Origin of the sequence: Bartonella sp. CL25QHWL (assembly GCF_042195335.1) — a bacterium.
Classification (GTDB): domain Bacteria; phylum Pseudomonadota; class Alphaproteobacteria; order Rhizobiales; family Rhizobiaceae; genus Bartonella.
The window spans coordinates 1-17140 of the sequence record NZ_JBHIOE010000009.1 but is presented as its reverse complement, the minus strand read 5'-3'; the positions used below and the strand labels follow the sequence as shown (position 1 = coordinate 17140).

23 protein-coding genes are annotated in these 17140 nt (G+C 39.6%); 3 read left to right on the top strand and 20 right to left on the bottom strand.

The annotated features are described in order from the left end of the window. Positions 1-485: 485 nt before the first annotated feature. Positions 486-809: a hypothetical protein gene (locus ACFILY_RS06310; RefSeq protein WP_273790865.1), complete on the top strand. Its 324-nt coding sequence runs from the start codon at positions 486-488 to the stop codon at positions 807-809. 543 nt (positions 810-1352) lie between these two features. On the opposite strand, the gene ACFILY_RS06305 is transcribed toward ACFILY_RS06310, so the two are convergent. The 5 genes from ACFILY_RS06305 to ACFILY_RS06285 all read right to left on the bottom strand — a co-directional run bounded on the left by ACFILY_RS06305 (position 1353) and on the right by ACFILY_RS06285 (position 5046). Next, entirely contained in the window at positions 1353-2519 is a 1167-nt protein-coding gene (locus ACFILY_RS06305) for a DUF6990 domain-containing protein (RefSeq protein ID WP_375637684.1), read from the bottom strand. Positions 2520-2536: 17 nt separating this feature from the next. Beyond that, complete coding sequence (locus ACFILY_RS06300) at positions 2537-2908, bottom strand: hypothetical protein (RefSeq protein WP_375637683.1); 372 nt, start codon at positions 2906-2908, stop codon at positions 2537-2539. 348 nt (positions 2909-3256) lie between these two features. Then, entirely contained in the window at positions 3257-3382 is a 126-nt protein-coding gene (locus tag ACFILY_RS06295) for a hypothetical protein (protein WP_375631441.1), read from the bottom strand. 218 nt (positions 3383-3600) lie between these two features. Continuing rightward, a complete protein-coding gene (locus tag ACFILY_RS06290) occupies positions 3601-4194 on the bottom strand; it encodes a hypothetical protein (RefSeq protein ID WP_375637682.1) in 594 nt (197 codons plus the stop codon). A 366-nt stretch (positions 4195-4560) separates the two neighbouring features. Then, on the bottom strand, positions 4561-5046 hold the full coding sequence (locus tag ACFILY_RS06285) for a hypothetical protein (RefSeq protein ID WP_375637681.1): 486 nt from the start codon (positions 5044-5046) through the stop codon (positions 4561-4563). A gap of 1032 nt (positions 5047-6078) precedes the next feature. On the opposite strand from ACFILY_RS06285, the gene ACFILY_RS06280 reads away from it, so the two are divergent. Next, positions 6079-6642, top strand: a complete 564-nt coding sequence (locus tag ACFILY_RS06280; protein WP_375621749.1) for an NADPH-dependent FMN reductase — start codon at positions 6079-6081, stop codon at positions 6640-6642. An 18-nt stretch (positions 6643-6660) separates the two neighbouring features. Further along, positions 6661-7176, top strand: coding sequence for a short-chain dehydrogenase (locus tag ACFILY_RS06275; protein ID WP_375637680.1), 516 nt, complete (start codon positions 6661-6663; stop codon positions 7174-7176). A gap of 332 nt (positions 7177-7508) precedes the next feature. Here ACFILY_RS06275 and ACFILY_RS06270 read toward each other — a convergent pair whose 3' ends face one another. From ACFILY_RS06270 to ACFILY_RS06200, 15 genes are all read right to left on the bottom strand, one after another. Then, positions 7509-7691 (bottom strand): hypothetical protein, encoded by a 183-nt coding sequence (locus ACFILY_RS06270; RefSeq protein ID WP_375637679.1) that lies wholly within the window; start codon positions 7689-7691, stop codon positions 7509-7511. A gap of 144 nt (positions 7692-7835) precedes the next feature. Then, positions 7836-7985, bottom strand: a complete 150-nt coding sequence (locus ACFILY_RS06265) for a hypothetical protein (RefSeq protein WP_375637678.1) — start codon at positions 7983-7985, stop codon at positions 7836-7838. A gap of 269 nt (positions 7986-8254) precedes the next feature. Beyond that, on the bottom strand, positions 8255-8431 hold the full coding sequence (locus ACFILY_RS06260; protein ID WP_273790878.1) for a hypothetical protein: 177 nt from the start codon (positions 8429-8431) through the stop codon (positions 8255-8257). Between the two features lie 15 nt (positions 8432-8446). After that, on the bottom strand, positions 8447-9019 hold the full coding sequence (locus ACFILY_RS06255) for a hypothetical protein (RefSeq protein ID WP_375637677.1): 573 nt from the start codon (positions 9017-9019) through the stop codon (positions 8447-8449). A gap of 10 nt (positions 9020-9029) precedes the next feature. Continuing rightward, positions 9030-9281, bottom strand: a complete 252-nt coding sequence (locus ACFILY_RS06250; RefSeq protein ID WP_375645306.1) for a hypothetical protein — start codon at positions 9279-9281, stop codon at positions 9030-9032. A gap of 211 nt (positions 9282-9492) precedes the next feature. Further along, positions 9493-10644 carry a DUF6990 domain-containing protein gene (locus tag ACFILY_RS06245; RefSeq protein WP_375637675.1) on the bottom strand — a complete coding sequence of 384 codons (1152 nt, stop codon included), beginning with the start codon at positions 10642-10644 and terminating at the stop codon, positions 9493-9495. A 13-nt stretch (positions 10645-10657) separates the two neighbouring features. Then, positions 10658-11023 (bottom strand): hypothetical protein, encoded by a 366-nt coding sequence (locus ACFILY_RS06240; RefSeq protein ID WP_375637674.1) that lies wholly within the window; start codon positions 11021-11023, stop codon positions 10658-10660. 231 nt (positions 11024-11254) lie between these two features. Further along, complete coding sequence (locus ACFILY_RS06235; protein ID WP_375637673.1) at positions 11255-11620, bottom strand: hypothetical protein; 366 nt, start codon at positions 11618-11620, stop codon at positions 11255-11257. Positions 11621-11851: 231 nt separating this feature from the next. Next, complete coding sequence (locus ACFILY_RS06230) at positions 11852-12208, bottom strand: hypothetical protein (RefSeq protein WP_375637672.1); 357 nt, start codon at positions 12206-12208, stop codon at positions 11852-11854. A 278-nt stretch (positions 12209-12486) separates the two neighbouring features. Next, entirely contained in the window at positions 12487-12699 is a 213-nt protein-coding gene (locus tag ACFILY_RS06225; RefSeq protein WP_375637671.1) for a hypothetical protein, read from the bottom strand. A 1082-nt stretch (positions 12700-13781) separates the two neighbouring features. After that, the gene (locus ACFILY_RS06220) at positions 13782-14171 is read right to left on the bottom strand and encodes a hypothetical protein (RefSeq protein WP_375637947.1); all 390 of its coding nucleotides are present in this window, start codon (positions 14169-14171) and stop codon (positions 13782-13784) included. Positions 14172-14370: 199 nt separating this feature from the next. Continuing rightward, positions 14371-14961, bottom strand: a complete 591-nt coding sequence (locus ACFILY_RS06215; RefSeq protein ID WP_375637946.1) for a hypothetical protein — start codon at positions 14959-14961, stop codon at positions 14371-14373. 48 nt (positions 14962-15009) lie between these two features. Further along, a complete protein-coding gene (locus ACFILY_RS06210) occupies positions 15010-15366 on the bottom strand; it encodes a hypothetical protein (RefSeq protein WP_375637945.1) in 357 nt (118 codons plus the stop codon). Between the two features lie 210 nt (positions 15367-15576). Then, the gene (locus ACFILY_RS06205; RefSeq protein ID WP_375637944.1) at positions 15577-16080 is read right to left on the bottom strand and encodes a hypothetical protein; all 504 of its coding nucleotides are present in this window, start codon (positions 16078-16080) and stop codon (positions 15577-15579) included. A 176-nt stretch (positions 16081-16256) separates the two neighbouring features. Next, on the bottom strand, positions 16257-16427 hold the full coding sequence (locus ACFILY_RS06200; protein WP_273790891.1) for a hypothetical protein: 171 nt from the start codon (positions 16425-16427) through the stop codon (positions 16257-16259). Between the last annotated feature and the right edge of the window lie 713 nt (positions 16428-17140).

Here is a 17140-nt window from a genome sequence, read left to right as displayed (position 1 = left end):
AAGGCAGTATCCAATCCATAAGAGGATGCACTCTAGCCCTCAAAAAGAGTGCATCCTTCCCCTCAACGGAAACTGCCAAACCCTCATAAGGCAGTATCCAATCCATAAGAGGATGCACTCTAGCCCTCAAAAAGAGTGCATCCTTCCCTTCAAGGGTTTTACTCAATTTTCATCGCATCTCATTTTTATGAACCCTCATTTTTATGAATCCTTGGTCAAAGGCACAAAAGGAAGTTTTCTAGCGACTACCGTATCACCCATCTTATGGGATTCCACTTGCCTACAGAGCTTTCAAACCTTTTTACGCCTTCATAAAATCGAATCTAAAAGAATTCATTAAGGCAATTAAGGGTAAATTTTGTCAAAATATAGACAAAGTTTATTCTTTTTTGTGATTGTTGTATTTTTACTATAGTTATTTAAATCGAATTTATATATGATACGTATCGATATTTATTTATCGAAATAAATATAGGAGAAAAACTATGAATATCAGATATTTTTTCATAGCGGGGGCTATCACAAGTGGTTTAGCTCTCGCGATTCAAAAATCTGATCGTATAGTCAATAAACAGCCCTCTCCTATTGTTGCACCTTATACTATTGAGAAAACAAATTTACAGTTTGTTAAACAAGTAAGGGACACATCGGATACATTGAATATACTGAGAGTCAGTAATAGAAGCGCATCAGAACAAGCATCAATAAACGATATATACGAGAAAGGAAAAAGTTTATTGAATGCAATAGCTAGTTTTTTAGGATCAATTATTATATATTTCATACAACTTGTTTCTACTAGAGTATAAGATACAAAAAGTTCTTAAAGTAAAGTTATATACATTTTGTATATATTGTAAAACTTAAATAAAAAGGCCCTTTTTAAATGGGGCCTTTTTTAGTTTAATTTTTCCTTTGTTTTAGTTTAATTTTTATTGTGTTTTTATTTTTATTGGCCAAATATCACAGCCTTCAAAAATGCCATTTTTTGCCTTCCTCTCCCCTCAAATGACAAAGGCTCTAACCCTTAAAGCTCCCCCCATAGCGCTTTAGTCAATGGACCTTTCCCTCATACCGCTTGAATAAGGCACTTGAATAAGCGATAATTTATGAGCATTTTCTAACAAAACAACAGAACAGTCTTAAAGAAGAGAGTAGAATTTATAATTGATTTTTCCCCCTATTCTTGAGGATCAAGCTATTTCCAGTCTATTTTTTAAAATCTTGGCTATTATTCTTGATTTTTTGAGCCCTTTATTTAGCTCTGGTAAGAAAGGTGTGAAAGCGTCTCAATCATGGCGCTTTCACATCTTTTAAATAAGAGTGCTTTTCTTCAACAGGAGAGTACAACACTAATCAATTTTTATATCCATAAATGCGATTTTACCATCTTTAATATAAGTAATATCAGGAGCATGTTTTACCCCCTCTGCTTCAAACACGAACTGTTCATCACTCACCCCTTCAAACCCTTGTTCCCTTAATTCTTGTTTTTTCTCCTCGACTAATTTTTTATGAAAAGCACGTTTTTGATTACACGTATTAGGGGATCTCACTCTGAAAAGCTGATAGTCCATGGCTATAGACCACTTCTCAGCAACCCGTTCCAGTAGATCGTAACTGAACTTTCCTTCCCTTTTCACTTCTTGAGCGATCACCATCGCGCGTTCCAAATGGACTTTTTCAATGGTTTCATCAAAGCCAAGCTTCTCCCCTGCCGTAAAACTTTCGTCATAAGAAGCTAAAGTCTCAACATCGCCAAGTAAGGCAAGAGCAGCAAGATGCAGCAAAGCATAAGGTGCGAGCTCTATGTCATCATCCGGTGCCCAAGATAAAGAGTCTTTTTCCCAAGGGGGAATACCATATTGAGAGCGAAACATTTCATGCAAAGAATCATCTTCCATTGTCCATTTTAAAGTTTTATCGAGTGCTTTCTTTAAAAGCTGGACGCTCACTTTTTCTTCAAAAATTTCCAATCCATTGGGTACAAAATTCATAAATACCGTTGGAACAACCCCAGAATTATGAGGATTAATCGTCTGACAAGCCGCCGCAAAAATACCGCTCATAATTAAAAGTCCGCGATCAAAAGGCGAAAACTCTTCCACTCGTTGCTCGTTATAAAGAAACTGCACTTCGCGATCTGGTAAAAAGAGGGTTGCCAAATAATCTCCCTTTCCCTCGATTTCCACCGACCATCCCAAGCTTTTTAAAAGCCCTGTTGCACTTTCTATCGTGAGAATTTCATCATCATCATCATAATCGGCAGAGAACTCTTTTTCCTTTAGTTGCAAACGCCTCTCCTGCACCACAGCTTCATCTTTCCAAAACTGCTGCGTTGCAAGATCATTTTCTTTAAGCACTCTTTCCAGCTCGCCTTTCACTTGGAAATTCATTTTCATCCGTTTAAAGACAGAGGTATAAAGAGCTAAAACAAGCATGATAATGATCATGCAAATAACAATCATCACCCAGAATCCGGGATCTAATAGAAATACGGCTATAGGATCACTGTTCATTTTTCCCCTCTCAGTCTTTAAAAAAGCCCGTGCGACAGAGAGCTTATGTGCTCTCCTACAGAGATTGCTTCTTCTAGTTTCTGAATATTTTTTCGCAACTCACCCGTCACTTTGGTGCGAAGCCGTAACATAACCGGAATAAAAATAATAACACAAACCGTTATGATGTCCGTTGTTTTAAAGAGAACGGCATGCACAACATATTGCCACCCTGTCAGCTGCCAATTCAATACACCTGGTATTTCTAGCACCATTTTCCACATGATAATGAGAACAGCAATAGCAAAGATAATTTTATAATCCTTTGCTGAGAGCAACACGTGCTGGAGCGAAAAAGAATGCACTCCTTTATGCGTTTCTTGCTCTGATGCCCAATTTTGCTCCTTCATGTATTCCCCTCTCTCTTTGAAAAGACCCGTGCGACAGAGAGCTTATTTGCTATCACACAGAGATTGCCTCTTCTCGTTTCTGGATTTTTTTCCAATTTACGCATTATGATGATGCAAAACCCAAATACCACCGGAATAAAGAAAAGTACACAGACCATTATGGTTTGCGTCATAATAAAAATTATAATATTCCTGCTACCTTGCCACCCTCTTACCTTCCTCACATTGCAAACAATAAAGATTTTCAAACCGTACCAATCTGTAAACAATAGTCACAATTCAGCTTTTTCTTCCCAAAAATTCTCTTATTTTCAAGAAAATGACCCTGCATCCCCACTTCAATAGGATTCATTTCAAAGCTTGAATGAACAAGGCTCCTAAAAATACGAAAACAACCCATATACCGCGCGCCCCTACAAGCAAAACCGTTCCTTCCTCACGCCTCAAACGATAAAGTAAGTCCCAAGCACTCACTCTAGGCTCTAAACCCCAAGGGCTCTTATTCCCTTAAATCAATACTAATCCATAATCGGCTTTTCTTTCACTCAATGCCACCCTCAACACTGCTCCTTAGAGCAATGTTTACGGACACCTCATGAAAGAGCACCAAAAAATATCAGAGGCAAAATGGTATAGAGAGCAATCCCTATAAAGGCTGAATCTCTCATAATTTCTTCATTATTTTTTCCCTCTCATGACTTCTCAAACGCTGTATCCTGTTCTTGCAAGACGTTTTTCAGTTCTTTTCTTAAACAGCGATACGTTCTCACCTGCTTAAAGACACCATAATAAAGTTCTAAAATCATCATGGGAATACAAGCAACCACCAATGTCACGCACATAAGCACGAAAACAAATATCATGACAAGAATATCGTCCATTTTCCAGTTCACACTTTCTTTATATCGATCCTTTTGATCGGTTATTTTACCCCGTTGCTGGTTTATTCCTTTCAATTTCCGAATATTTTTTACCAACAAAAACCACAATATGATGCCGAGTATCAACATAACTGGGAACAAGACCAAAACACACACTATAATAACTTTCCAAAACGCATACAGAGAGAGAAAAAGAGGTGTATCCCACCACCCTGTCCGTTCTCCATTGCTACCCAAGGATAGGAGAAAGAAAATCCTGTTCCATAACTCAAGAGAGAAAATGTTGTACTCTTTGCTATCCAAGGATGAGAGAGAGAGAATCCTGTTCCACAGCTCAAGAAAGAAAATCCTGTTCCATAGCTCAATAATGAGCGAGAGGAAACAAATGACAACATGCTCTCGCACAGAAAAATAATCTTTCTCGAAAAAATGGCGCAGTCCATTATAAAATGCTGACTTTTTCCCCTTAATTGCTCTTCCTTTTTTTATGAAAAACGCATTTTTTTATCTCATGCCCGCTCTTTTAAGAACCACGAAAAGTGCGATGCATGGCGCTTTCCTTATTTTTAATAACCCCCCCCCAACTTTCTAAAAGCGCGGTTGCTCTTCCCAATGATTAAGAGCATCCTCCTCATTACAAACGAAAATAGGCTCTCTTCTTTGTCTGATGATTTTCCAACCATTCATCCTCCCCTCTTCTTGTGTCACGAGAGCTTCTAAACATTGCCTCTTACCCCTCACGATAGCTACAAAAGCGCCTTGTCACTCTCTTTATCTTACGCGTTTTAATGCCCGTCTCACTTTACGATACGTTCTCACCTGCTTGAAAACAAAATAGTAAAATTCTAAAATGAGCATGACAACACCCGCAGGAAAAAAGACGTTTAGCAGAAATATCAACCAAAAGTATACGATAAAAAAACAGCTTATTTTTTCTCTATTGTTTTTTACCGGATTATTTTGTTGATCGATTGTGTGACCCCGTTGCTGGATAGCCTCTTCTAACTGCTGAATCTTTTTTTTCAACAAATACATTAAGATGAGATAAAGCACCAATAAAACAGGCATCAAGGCAACAACGACCACCATGATGACTTCACGCAGCACAAAGAGCGCCAAAAGAGTGCTATCCTGCGATACACTCAACGGCCACTTGGCTTCTAATGGGATCAAAAGAGCTTTATAACCTATCCCAATAAGGATAGAAATAAGACAAATAATCATATGATCTTTATAAGAACGAAATGATTTTCCCAAAAAAAGAGAGCACCGTTTGTTATAAAATGTGGAATTTTCCCCCTTCATTTGCTCTTCCCTTTTATGCAACTGTTTGTCCCTAACTTTATAACGACACGCATAATCTCTCAAAGCACAATTGCATCCATTATCGTCAAACAGAACACCCCAGAAAATACTCGTATTGCATATTCATGTTGCCAATAGTTTTGCCAATTCACGTGCTTGTTTTAAAGAAATCTCTCAACACTTCCAAACCAACGCGCATCACCCCCATTTCATGAACAGCCCCCATGAAGGGGATAACAATAGCGCCCCCATGAATATATCCCCCTTACTATAAACTCTATCACCCCTATTGTTTCAATAAAAAATGTAATCCGGCACCATTCATATACGCCCCCTGCGGCCTCTACAATAGCCTTACCCTCCCTTGCAACAAGCTACGCCATAACTCGTTCCTCAACACGGACAACCCCATTAGCCTAAGGCTCCTACGACAACCCCACCCCCTGCCCCAAAAACAGGCATATCTAGCCTCTACGATAGCCCTTATCCCTTGAAAAGACAGAAGCATTTTTATTCTTTTCTCAATTGTTTTCGGACCCCCCACTTAAGACATGAAAAAAGGAACTTCCATTGATTTGCAAATGATCGCGCAATAAGAGCATTTGAAATGAGAAAATCTTACAACTTTCTTATTCCAATTAAAAAGGATCAATGATCATTCAAAATATGACGATATATTCCATTTTTCATTGGGGATCTTGCAAGCCAATAGCTTAGAATATATTCATCAAAGCGCTTCTAAGACAGAGAGACAGCCGCAATTCTTGAGATCAAGCATTTTAATATTAATGAAAGCACTAACATTCCCTTGCAAATTTGAGGTGTTGTTTTGTCAACAATCTTGTTAGCATGGATTGATTCTATAACTATGCGATATCATCACAATTGCTCTTTATAAACAGCATTGATACGCGCCATTTTACTCACACTTCTTTATAAGCCTTGCGTTATAGGCTTGTGGGGAAAAGATAAAGGAGAATCCTGTTGAATATAGCAATTATTTTGGGGTCTGTGCGTCAACCTTCCTTAACAAGAACTTTAGCCAATTATTTAGCGGATTGCCTCATAAAGCGGGGTGCATCACTTCATTGGGTTGATTTGCGTGAACAGCCCTTGCCGATGACAGATCCAGATTATCATCAGCAGGTAGAGGCTAATCCAAGTGCTGCGGTCCGTGAGTTTGTAAAAACCATTGCAGCGGCTGATGGCGTTATTCTAGCAAGCCCCGTTTATCAAGGGTCTTATTCGGGTGTTTTAAAAAATGCTCTTGATAATTTGAGCTATAATGCCTTTTTAAATAAACCTGTTGGGCTTATCTCTCATGGGAGTACGGCCAAAAAATGCGCACAACCGTGTGAGCATTTAGTTCCGGTGGTACACACGCTTTATGGTTATACACTCCAATGTCAAATCGCCTCTTCCAACGAAGATTTTTCCTCAGATGATGAAGGTCGTACTTGGAAAGTTATAAGTGAAGAGGTACAAACACGTTGTGAAAGACTTGCTGATGAAATGTACACATTTTTAAAGCAAAGAGGTGGGATTTAAAGTAATAAGGGAGGGGGCATGAAAAAAAAGGATGCGCACTATCGTTATTTAGTGGTAGGGGGCACAGGGATGCTTGCCCCTTTGTATCAATCACTAAAGCCGCAAGAAGTGATTATTGCTGCACGCTTTCTTTCCCATAAAGTCCAGCTTGAGGCATTGCACAACAAACAGTTGTGTGTGTCGTTGGATTATGATTGTGCGGCATCAAAGGCGCAATTTTTAGAAGCTGTGAAGCAATGGCATGATCTAAAATATTGCATATTATGGATTCATTCGCCCGCCTATGCATTTTCTTGCGCATTAATTGAGCAGTTGGCTCTTTTGCCTAAACCGCCATGTATTCTTCATATTTTTGGTTCCAACATGCATGATCAAATGATCCTCGAGTGCGCGCGCAAAAACAAGGTTGATTTTATCCCCATTCAATTAGGACAAAAAACAACGCCCAAAGGTTTACGATGGCTGACCCATAAGGAGATAAGCCAACAGGTACTGGATGCCATAAAAAACCATATGAATAAACAAAACTTATGAGCAACACCTATGGCTTTGCAAAGAAGCAGTGTCCCTTCAATCTCTATCCATACCCGAACACCCTCTTGAATAGCCCATACTCTCTTACATCATAGGCTTTGAGAACGAACAATCCCCCTCCCTTACGCCTCTAAACAGCATGCCTATATCAACAGCTCCAAAACCAAACGTTTTTCTATCCCTTCTCACACGGGCTTATCCCCTCTCACAACCATCACGGCTCTTGAGCAACCACACACCCTATTACAGTTTCACGTTTTTACGATTTTGCAAATTCACAGAAAACAACAAAACTGCCGATAAACCGCCCCATTAAAGCCTATACAAGCCTATTACAAACCTATCATCAGCCTATTCATTGCCAACAGCCCTTTTCCCCCAACGCCCTCCGTTCCCCCAACGCCCTCCGTTCCCCCAACGCCCTCCGTTCCCCCAACGCCCTCCATTCCCCCAATTCCCCATTCACCCATTTCAATTTTGACGCATTGCACAATCCAACCATCCTCCATTGGCACCTTTTCTCCCCAACCGCCCCACAACCCTCACAGCCCTTGAGCAACCACACGCCCTATTACAGTTTCACGTTTTTACGATTTTGCAAATTCACAGAAAACAACAAACTTCCGATCAACCGCCCCATTAAAGCCTATACAAGCCTATTACAAACCTATCACCAGCCTATTCATTGCCATCAACCCTTTTCCCCCAACGCTCCCCATTCCCTCATTCCCCCATTCCAATTTTGACGCATTGCACAATCCAACCTTTACGCCTCCATTGGCACCCTCTTCTCCCCATATCCTCCCCACAACCCTCACGGCTCTTGAGCAACCACACACCGTTTTACAGTTTCACGTTTTTACGATTTTGCAAATTCACAGAAAACAACAAAACTTCCGATAAACCGCCCCATTAAAACCTATACAAGCCTATTACAAACCTATCACCAGCCTATTCATTGCCATCAACCCTTTTCCCCAGAGATCAGCGTAAAATGAGAAAAACAATCGATGCCCTCCTCCCAAGCCGTGAAGCAATGGCATGATCTAAAACTTATGCCTCCCCCATGACACGAGCACTACATGCGCTTTTTCAGCGCTGCGTTTAATTGTTTGGTAACCTTGTAATACGAGATCAAACGCTTGATAAAAGAAATATACAGTGCCACAATGGGTATTGTTAAGAAAAAATCAAAAACACCCCCCAGCAGAATGATCAAAATCACCGTCCAAGCTGCCGCCATTTCGTAATGCATTTTATCCCCTTCTCTTTATAAATTGATTGATTGGGTTGCTTCAGTCACTTCTTCCAATTGCTGAATTTTCTTTTTCAATCGATGAGTTAAAATTTCACGAAGGATCACAACAACAGGGATCGTTGCAAAAATACATACCGATAAAAAAAACCAGAAAAGCAAGAGAATGGCAAAATATTCAAATCTGCTCTCATCTATCTCATCTATCCCTTTAAAGAAAATCACATAGACATAAGCTTTGAAAAATATAATGATGAAAGAGAGGCATGCGTGGAGGATATAATCTTTGCGTGAAAAAGCGAGCCATTTTTTTAACGAATAGAAACTTATCTGTGTTTCTAGTGCTAAGTTTTGCGGCACTCTCTCTTTTTCTTTTCCGCTTTTTTCAAAGAAACAAAAACGCTGTGGATGTTCTTTCATCAAACGTCTTTGTTTTTTCACTCTGTAATAGAGCCTCAAACGCTTTATTAAAGAATAATAAGGCGCCACAATAATCATATTCACAAAAATGGCAAAAACTGTAACTGCATTTAGAAGAAAATATCCAATCGGCAGAAACAAAATAAAAACCGCGGCCTCACTCCTCATGTGTATAACCTCATTGATTAATCTCTTGCTGCTTTATTTTTTCTTTTAGTTTTTTCTTTATTTTTTCCAATTTACGCTCTTTAAAACGACAAATGCCCCACAAAATAGGAAGGGGTGTGAGAAGACAAAACCATATCAACACTGGTAAGAGAAAAATAAGAGAACCAATTCCTTCCCATCTTGTCCATTGCAACGGCTGTACCAGAGATTTTGCACCCGCAGAAACTTCTAAAGCCATCATGATAAGGCACGTACAAAACATGATAAAAAAGCGGCACCCTATTATTTTACACCTTCCCACCCCTTTACGCCTTTCCACTGAAGACACCATAAATTTTCTAAATGAAAAGAAAGACTCTTCAAATGTTGCTTTTTTCTCCTGCATTGTTCCCCTCTGCTTTTACGCTTCGCGCTTTTTACGCTCTATTTTTAGGTTTAAGCTCTTTTTAACTTATCTAAACTCTTTATTTTTCTCAATAAATTTTTTCCTCAACCCTAATTTCTACATCCATATATTCTAACTCCCCATCCTTTATGTAAAGAATATGAGGACGATAGTTTTTTCCATCAACCTCACAAATCGCGTCCTTTTCGTAAACAAAATATCCCTGTTGCCTTAATTCTTCTCTTTTTTCCTCGATCAAATTTTCATAAGAATCTCTTCTTCTATTGCACAAATTGGGATCTGTAGCTCTAAAACATTCATAGCTCTCTACCTCCATGGAAAAATCCTTTGCCGCCTGTTGAAGCAAATCGTAACTGGGTTGCTTTGTCTTTTCTACCGCTTGAGCGATCACCATTGCGCGTTCCAGATGCTCCTCTTCGATGCTTGTTTCAAAGCCCAGCTTCTCACCTTCCATAAAGCTTTTCTGATAAGAGTGTAAAGTTTCAACATCGCCCATCAAAGCCAGAGCTGCAAGATAACGCAGGGAATAAGAAGCAAACCGAGGGACCACAGTTTTGTTTTCCCAAGGCAGGATTCTATATTGAGAGTGAAGCATCTTGCCAAGATCAACCTCAGTCATTGCCTTTTCTAAAGCTTTCTCGAGTACACGACGTAAACATCCAACGCTTACCTTTTCTTCAAAAATTTCCACCCCCTTCACATCAAAACTCAATTCAAGAGCAATCAAGCCTCCAGAATTATAAGGGTCTATCGTTTGGCAAGCCGCCGCATGGATACCAGAAACCACCGCAATTGCACAATCAAATCGCGGATACCCCTTCTCAGCATTATAAAGAAACTGCACTTCACGATCTGGTAAATAATAGGTGGCCAAATGATCCCCTTTTCCCTCAATTTCCACCTTCCACCCCAAACTCTTTAAAAGCGCCGTTGCACTTTCCATCGTTAAGATTTCCTCATCAGAAAGAGAAAACTCTTTTTCCTCAGATAACAGCTTAATCATCGGCGTTGCTCCACTAGACGGCTCAAAAGCGATAGGTTGTTCAAGCACGCGGCTTAATTCTTTTGTCACTTGGCAATACAGTCTCACCCGCTTGAAAGTAGAGTAATACAATGCCCAAATAAACATCATGACCACAGCAGAAAGCAGCGTGAAAAGCGTCAAGCCCACACCCCACGAGAGTACAACAATAATATCCATCATTTTAATATCTATCATTTTCCCCGCCCCTTCATGCGCTGTTTTGTTGAGAAGCGGTTTTTCTCTGCTTCCAGAGTGCTTGCTCCAACATATCGATCTTTTCTTTCAACAGAACCGTGAAAATGATACGAACCACAAAGGCAACAGGGATGAACAAAAAAATAAACCATGATATAAGCTCCATAATTAACGAGAGAGCTGCCACGACATCCCCTTCCCACTCCGCCAACTTCCACCCAAGCAACATGGGTACGAAGCGAAGAGCCATTCTTAAAGCTGCCACAATGAAAGCAATACAAAAGATGACTTTATAATTTTTGCGTGTCAGAAACGCTTCTTCAAGCGCAAAAGACCGTAATTCCTCATCCAATGATACATTTTTTCCATTGCCCCTCATTTTTTATCCCTCATTTGTTTCAATTTTCAAGCCATTTTCATGAACCGAAGCTTTCGTCCTCACAATGGATGAGGGTTCATCAATATCAAGCGTTTGTATCCCTCATCTTTTATAAAGACAATATCAAGGGTGCATTTTTTTTCCATCACCTTCAAACATCGCACGAATAGAAACTCTCTCCTACAACGCATGAGAATATATAAAGACCAGTATTCATTTTCTGCCCTCCCTTCACGCGCTGTTTTGTTGAGAAGCGGTTTTTCTTCGCTGCCAGATTTCTTGATCCAACATATCGATCTTTTTTTTCAACAAACGCGTAAAGATGATACGGACCACAAAGGCAACAGGAATGAGTACAAAAATTAAATCTAATATAACCTGCACGATGCAAAAGAGAACTGTTATAACATCCCCTTCCCACCCCGCCAACTTCCACTCAAGCCACATGAGTAAGAAGAGAAGAGCCGTTCTTAAAGCTGCCACAATGAAAGCAATGCAAAAGATGACTTTATAAGTTTTGCTTGTTAAAAACGCTTCTTCAAGCGAAAAAGACCGTGGTTCTTTATCCAATGGTGAATTTTTTCCATTGCCCCTCATTTTTTATCCCTCATTTGTTTCAATTTCTAAGCCATTTTCATGAACCGAAGCTTTCGTCCTCACAATGGATGAGGGTTCATCAATATCAAGCGTTTGTATCCCTCATCTTTTATAAAGACAATATCAAGGGTGCATTTTTTTTCCATCACCTTCAAACATCGCACGAATAGAAACTCTCTCCTACAACGCATGAGAATATATAAAGACCAGTATTCATTTTCTGCCCTCCCTTCACGCGCTGTTTTGTTGAGAAGCGGTTTTTCTTCGCTGCCAGATTTCTTGATCCAACATATCGATCTTTTTTTTCAACAAACGCGTAAAGATGATACGGACCACAAAGGCAACAGGAATGAGCACAAAAAGAAGCATTGATATAAAACCCAATATTAATGTTAAAATGAACAGGATATAATTCGACCACACTGTCAAATCCCACTCAAAAAATATAACGAGTGCCACTTTAAAAGCGGTAATAATGAAAGCAATGCAAAAGATGACTTTATAATTTTTGCTTGTCAAAAACGCTTCTTCAAGCGAAAAAGACCGTAACTCTTCATACAATGGTGCATTTTTTCCATTGCCCCTCATTTTTTATCCCTCATTTGTTTCAATTTTCAAGCCATTTTCATGAACCGAAGCTTTCGTCCTCACAATGGATGAGGGTTCATCAATATCAAGCGTTTGTATCCCTCATCTTTTATAAAGACAATATCAGGGGTGTTTTTTTTTCATCAACTTCAAACATCATGTTTTTATTCCCCACAATATATCCTCTGCTGTCTTAAGGCTTCTCTTTTCTCCTCGATCAAATTTTCATAAAAATATCTTCTTCTATTGCACAAATTTGGGTCTCTGACTCTAAAATTCTAAGTGCTCTTTTTATTTTCAGGAAGATAAGCTGCTTTCCAAAGAAGAAGCAAACGAGTGCAAGAAAATCGTAACGAGGTTGCTTTGTCTTTATGACGATTTGAATCATCAACAACAAAACCGGCCCAAATTGATTTTTTCGATATTTTTTTTAAAGCCCAAACTTTCATCTTCCATAAAGCTTTTATGAGAAAGCTGCCAAATGTTAACATCAGCCCTCAATACCAAAGCCCCAAGGGTGTGCAAGTAAAGAAGAGTCCACTTGAGAGATAGAACAATTTCCTTTTCCCAAGGAAGGGTGCTCTATTGAAAGCCCAAACACGCGGCCAAGATAAACCTCAGTCATCGCCTTATCTCAAGCTTCCTCAAGCACACGACGTAAACGCCCTACGCTTACCTTTTCCTCAAAAATTTTCAATCTCTTTTCCTTAAAACCCACCCCTTTGCCTCAATGCCTCGTTGTCAATCTGGCCCCCCAAAAATGATAAAGCCTCAAAATGATAAGGATTAATTATTTGGCAAGCCGCCGCATGTATACCAGCGTCTCTCACAATTCCATAACCAAATTGCACAAAACCTTTTTCATCCAGAGAGAGAGAGAAACTGTCCTTAGCGGTCTCGTAAATAAATAACGGTCTCGTAAATAAATAGATGTCCCTCTTTTCTTTCAATTTCCCCCTCCACCCCAAGCTCTTTAAAAGCACTATTACACTTTCCATAGAGCAAAACGTCTTGATCAAAAACTTAAGCTTTTGGCGCGTCTTCTCTATGCGTCTTGCCTCTCCACCTGCAAGAAAATGGGCTCTTCTTCCCCAAACACCAGAATATCTTTTGCTTTAAGTATCGATTTTTCGCTCTCAATATCGCTTGGTAAGACACATTTTTATGCTTGATAAAAGAAAATAAGTTACAAGATTTTCTCTCTTTAAGAGAACAGAAACAGCAAGTAAAGTCCAAGAGCAGCCCCTCTTCACTTTCCCCTTAAAAGCTCACAAGAATCCCCACTCAAACAAAAGTACCACTCAAGCAAGAGCACCTCTCAAGCAAAAGCACCAATTCTTTAAAAAACACGACACAAATATAAAAAAGCATAAAACGAGAAGTACACCCATGCACCTTAATGAACAAGTCAAAAGCAAGGCTCAACAAAAGCCTCTCTTCACTTTTTCCCCTCGCTCATTTTTCTCTCGCTCACTTTCCCTTCGCTCACTTTCCCTTCGCTCATTTTCCCCTCGCTCATTTTTCTCTCGCTCACTTTCCCTCGCTCACTTTCCCTCGCTCACTTTCCCCTCGCTCACTTTCCCTCGCTCACTTTCCCTTCGCTCATTTTCCCCTCGCTCACTTTCCCCTCGCTCACTTTCCCTTCGCTCACTTTCCCCTCGCTCACATCGTATAATATGACGGGAGCTCCTTTCTGCTCAACCTCTTCTTCTAATTGCCGTATCATTTTGTTCAACTGACGGGTCACGATAAAACGCATAATAAAAACAATCGGTAAGAATAAAAAAACACAGGCAAGCGTCCATGCCAGTGGCTCGAATACGACAAGAGAAACAAAGTCCTGCCCTCTCCATATCTTAACGACAACAGTTATAACTATTGGAGCAGTCACTATAACCGTAGAAAGATAGCATATTTTTTTATAGTCTTGCCAAACAAGAGAAAGCTGTTTTTTATCAAACATTCTGCTGCTTTTTTATTTTTGGGAGATCTGTTTTAAGGCAATATCGCGTTCATTCAGCACGCATTTCAGTTCCTTTTTCACGCGACAATAAAGCCTCGCACGCTTGATAAACAGGTAATAAATGACAACGATTGGCGCCCATATTAAAACATTTAAAAGCGTAAAGAACAGGAAATAACAGGCTATTAATGTTATAAGACTACTCGTCATTTTGTCCCCCTACCACATTCTGCATACGAATTGCCTGATCGCGTTGTTGTATCGCTTCTTCCAATTGTGGAAGTATTTTGTTCAATTTTCTCGTTAACTTCATGCACATGATCCCAATGATCGGAGAAAAGAGAAGAATCCCTAACCATAGAAGGCCATAAATAATGCGACCTATTGAAAACCGCGGTATTATAAAACTGACCATACTATCCTTCCACCATACCAAATGTACGATAGAGAAAGCAAATTGCAAAACGGTAAAGAGGATAAAAATAAAAAGAATTATTTTACATTCTTTTGAATAAAGAGGCAGAGATTCTTTAAAATTAAGAAAGCGTATTTTCGCATCAAGGGTCTTATGCGTGAGATTGTGTCTTTTCATTTCTCCCAGATCGTTGCGCAACTGTTGTATGGCTTGCTTTTGTTGCGTCGTACTCTTTTTCACGTCTTGAGCGAGTTTAAAAGACAACTTCATATGCTTGATCAACAGGTAAGGAAGCCTGATCATAACCATAAACATTAAAATGGCAATAATGATGCCCCCTAAAAAAGCCAAATGTTGTAGTATTATAATGCTCACTTTTTTCCCCTATCACATTGATGTGAAATTATCATTTTCATTCTCTTCTCAAACAAATGTTTCTAATCTCTTTGCTGTTTTTTTCACGCCATAATGAAGGAAACTATGGAGAATTAAAATAACAGGCAAAGTGATAGCACTACAGACCAAAATAAACAAAAACGGCAGCGCAATAATCAATAACAAAAAAAACAATGGATCATTGTGTGAAACAGTCGCATATCGTGCAATAAAGGACAAAAAAAGCGTAGCCCATATAAAAAGCGCAACTGCAATGAAAGCCATCCAAGAGATTATTTTATAGTCCTTTTTTGAGAGAAGCAAAGATTCTTGAAAAGAAAAAACTCTAAACTGTGTTGCAAGAACTGTATTCTGTCCTCTACCCTCTGCCTGATTATGCCTCAAATTCTGCGCTGTCCCCTTTTTTAATTTTCTTCGCATCTTACATAACAGTACTGCCCGTTTTATCAAAGAATAATAAATGGACAAGATGGTCTTCACGGTAGAAAAGAGTATCATGCTCCACGCAGAATAAATAACGATAACTATCCCTAAGGAGATCAATAATGTAGTTATTAAAAGAGGCATTATAGAAGTGATCACTTTTCCCCCCTATCATATTTTGTTGAGAGATTGGTTGTCTAGCTGTTGCTGCTCTGGCAATGTTTCCCACAGCTTCATCATTTCCTTCGCATCCCGTTTAGAAATGGCGTTAAAAATAGAAAAGAGCGGAAACAACACGAAAAGGACGCCAAAAATTATTTGCGGTAAGAGACATAAAAAAGCCCAAACACCATTCCACCCGAAGTTACGAAGAAATTCGATCGCAGGAATCTGTATAAAACTCTGACTCATTTCTTGAAAATCTTCTTGTTTCATTTGTCCCAGTGCTTGGAGCTGTTCCTTGGATATAACGTGAAAAAATTCCAAAGGGCTCATATAGGCAGACGCGGAAAAAAGCACCAACAAGAGGATAGCCAAACAACAAATGATGATATAATCGCTTGTTGAAAGCATCATCCATTTTTTGAAAGTTGCCGATTGATCCAACACTGGCTGCGATACAAAAGCCTTATCTCCCTTATGGGCAAATTGGTGTTGTGATTTATCTTCGATCATACGGATACTCCCCCACTTCTAAAATTCCCACTCTTCAATATTTGATAGCACGCCACCAGCGCGGTAAATTCGCTTAGCACCCTTCTCAGAGTAATGCAAGCACTATAAATCCCCTCTACGTATTTTATTCATTTGCCCTATACGCGCTTATACATGAAGCACTATACGTGAGGCGCTTACAAGCCAAAACACCCCTTTCCCCAAGGTGGTGCCCCCATATTGAAAGCCAAGCACGCTGCCAAGATCACCCTCAGTCCCAGATCAACCTCAGTCATCGCCTCATCTAAAGCTTCCTCAAGCACACGACGTAAACGCCCTACGCTTACCTTTTCCTCAAAAATTTTCAATCTCTTTTCCTTAAAACCCACCCCTTTGCCTCAATGCCTCGTTGTCAATCTGGCACCCCCCCAAAATGATAAAGCCCCAAAATGATAAGGATTAATTATTTGGCAAGCCGCCGCATGAATACCAGCGTCTCTCACAATTCCATAACCAAATTGCACAAAACCTTTTTCATCCAGAGAGAGAGAAACTGTCCTTAGCGGTCTCGTAAATAAATAACGGTCTTGTAAATAAATAGATGTCCCTCTTTTCTTTCAATTTCCCCCTCCACCCCAAGCTCTTTAAAAGCACTGTTGCCCTTTCCATAGAGCAAAACGTCTTGATCAAAAACTTAAGCTTTTGGCGCGTCTTCTCTATGCGTCTTGCCTCTCCACCTGCAAGAAAATGGGCTCTTCTTCCCCAAACACCAGAATATCTTTTGCTTTAAGTATCGATTTTTCGCTCTCAATATCGCTTGGTAAGACACATTTTTATGCTTGATAAAAGAAAATAAGTTACAAGATTTTCTCTCTTTAAGAGAACAGAAACAGCAAGTAAAGTCCAAGAGCAGCCCCTCTTCACTTTCCCCTTAAAAGCTCACAAGAATCCCACTCAAGCAAGAGCACCTCTCAAGCAAGAGCACCTCTCAAGCAAGAGCACCTCTCAAGCAAGAGCACCTCTCAAGCAAAAGCACCAATTCTTTAAAAAACACGACACAAATATAAAAAAGCATAAAACG

Coding starts and splice junctions, on each gene's coding strand:
- ACFILY_RS06310 (WP_273790865.1), top strand. CDS start 486: ATGAATATCAGATATTTTTTCATAGCGGGGGCTATCACAAGTGGTTTA.
- ACFILY_RS06305 (WP_375637684.1), bottom strand. CDS start 2,519: ATGAACAGTGATCCTATAGCCGTATTTCTATTAGATCCCGGATTCTGG.
- ACFILY_RS06300 (WP_375637683.1), bottom strand. CDS start 2,908: ATGAAGGAGCAAAATTGGGCATCAGAGCAAGAAACGCATAAAGGAGTG.
- ACFILY_RS06275 (WP_375637680.1), top strand. CDS start 6,661: ATGAAAAAAAAGGATGCGCACTATCGTTATTTAGTGGTAGGGGGCACA.
- ACFILY_RS06260 (WP_273790878.1), bottom strand. CDS start 8,431: ATGCATTACGAAATGGCGGCAGCTTGGACGGTGATTTTGATCATTCTG.
- ACFILY_RS06255 (WP_375637677.1), bottom strand. CDS start 9,019: ATGAGGAGTGAGGCCGCGGTTTTTATTTTGTTTCTGCCGATTGGATAT.
- ACFILY_RS06250 (WP_375645306.1), bottom strand. CDS start 9,281: ATGTTTTGTACGTGCCTTATCATGATGGCTTTAGAAGTTTCTGCGGGT.
- ACFILY_RS06245 (WP_375637675.1), bottom strand. CDS start 10,644: ATGATAGATATTAAAATGATGGATATTATTGTTGTACTCTCGTGGGGT.
- ACFILY_RS06240 (WP_375637674.1), bottom strand. CDS start 11,023: ATGAGGGGCAATGGAAAAAATGTATCATTGGATGAGGAATTACGGTCT.
- ACFILY_RS06235 (WP_375637673.1), bottom strand. CDS start 11,620: ATGAGGGGCAATGGAAAAAATTCACCATTGGATAAAGAACCACGGTCT.
- ACFILY_RS06230 (WP_375637672.1), bottom strand. CDS start 12,208: ATGAGGGGCAATGGAAAAAATGCACCATTGTATGAAGAGTTACGGTCT.
- ACFILY_RS06225 (WP_375637671.1), bottom strand. CDS start 12,699: ATGTTAACATTTGGCAGCTTTCTCATAAAAGCTTTATGGAAGATGAAA.
- ACFILY_RS06220 (WP_375637947.1), bottom strand. CDS start 14,171: ATGTTTGATAAAAAACAGCTTTCTCTTGTTTGGCAAGACTATAAAAAA.
- ACFILY_RS06205 (WP_375637944.1), bottom strand. CDS start 16,080: ATGATCGAAGATAAATCACAACACCAATTTGCCCATAAGGGAGATAAG.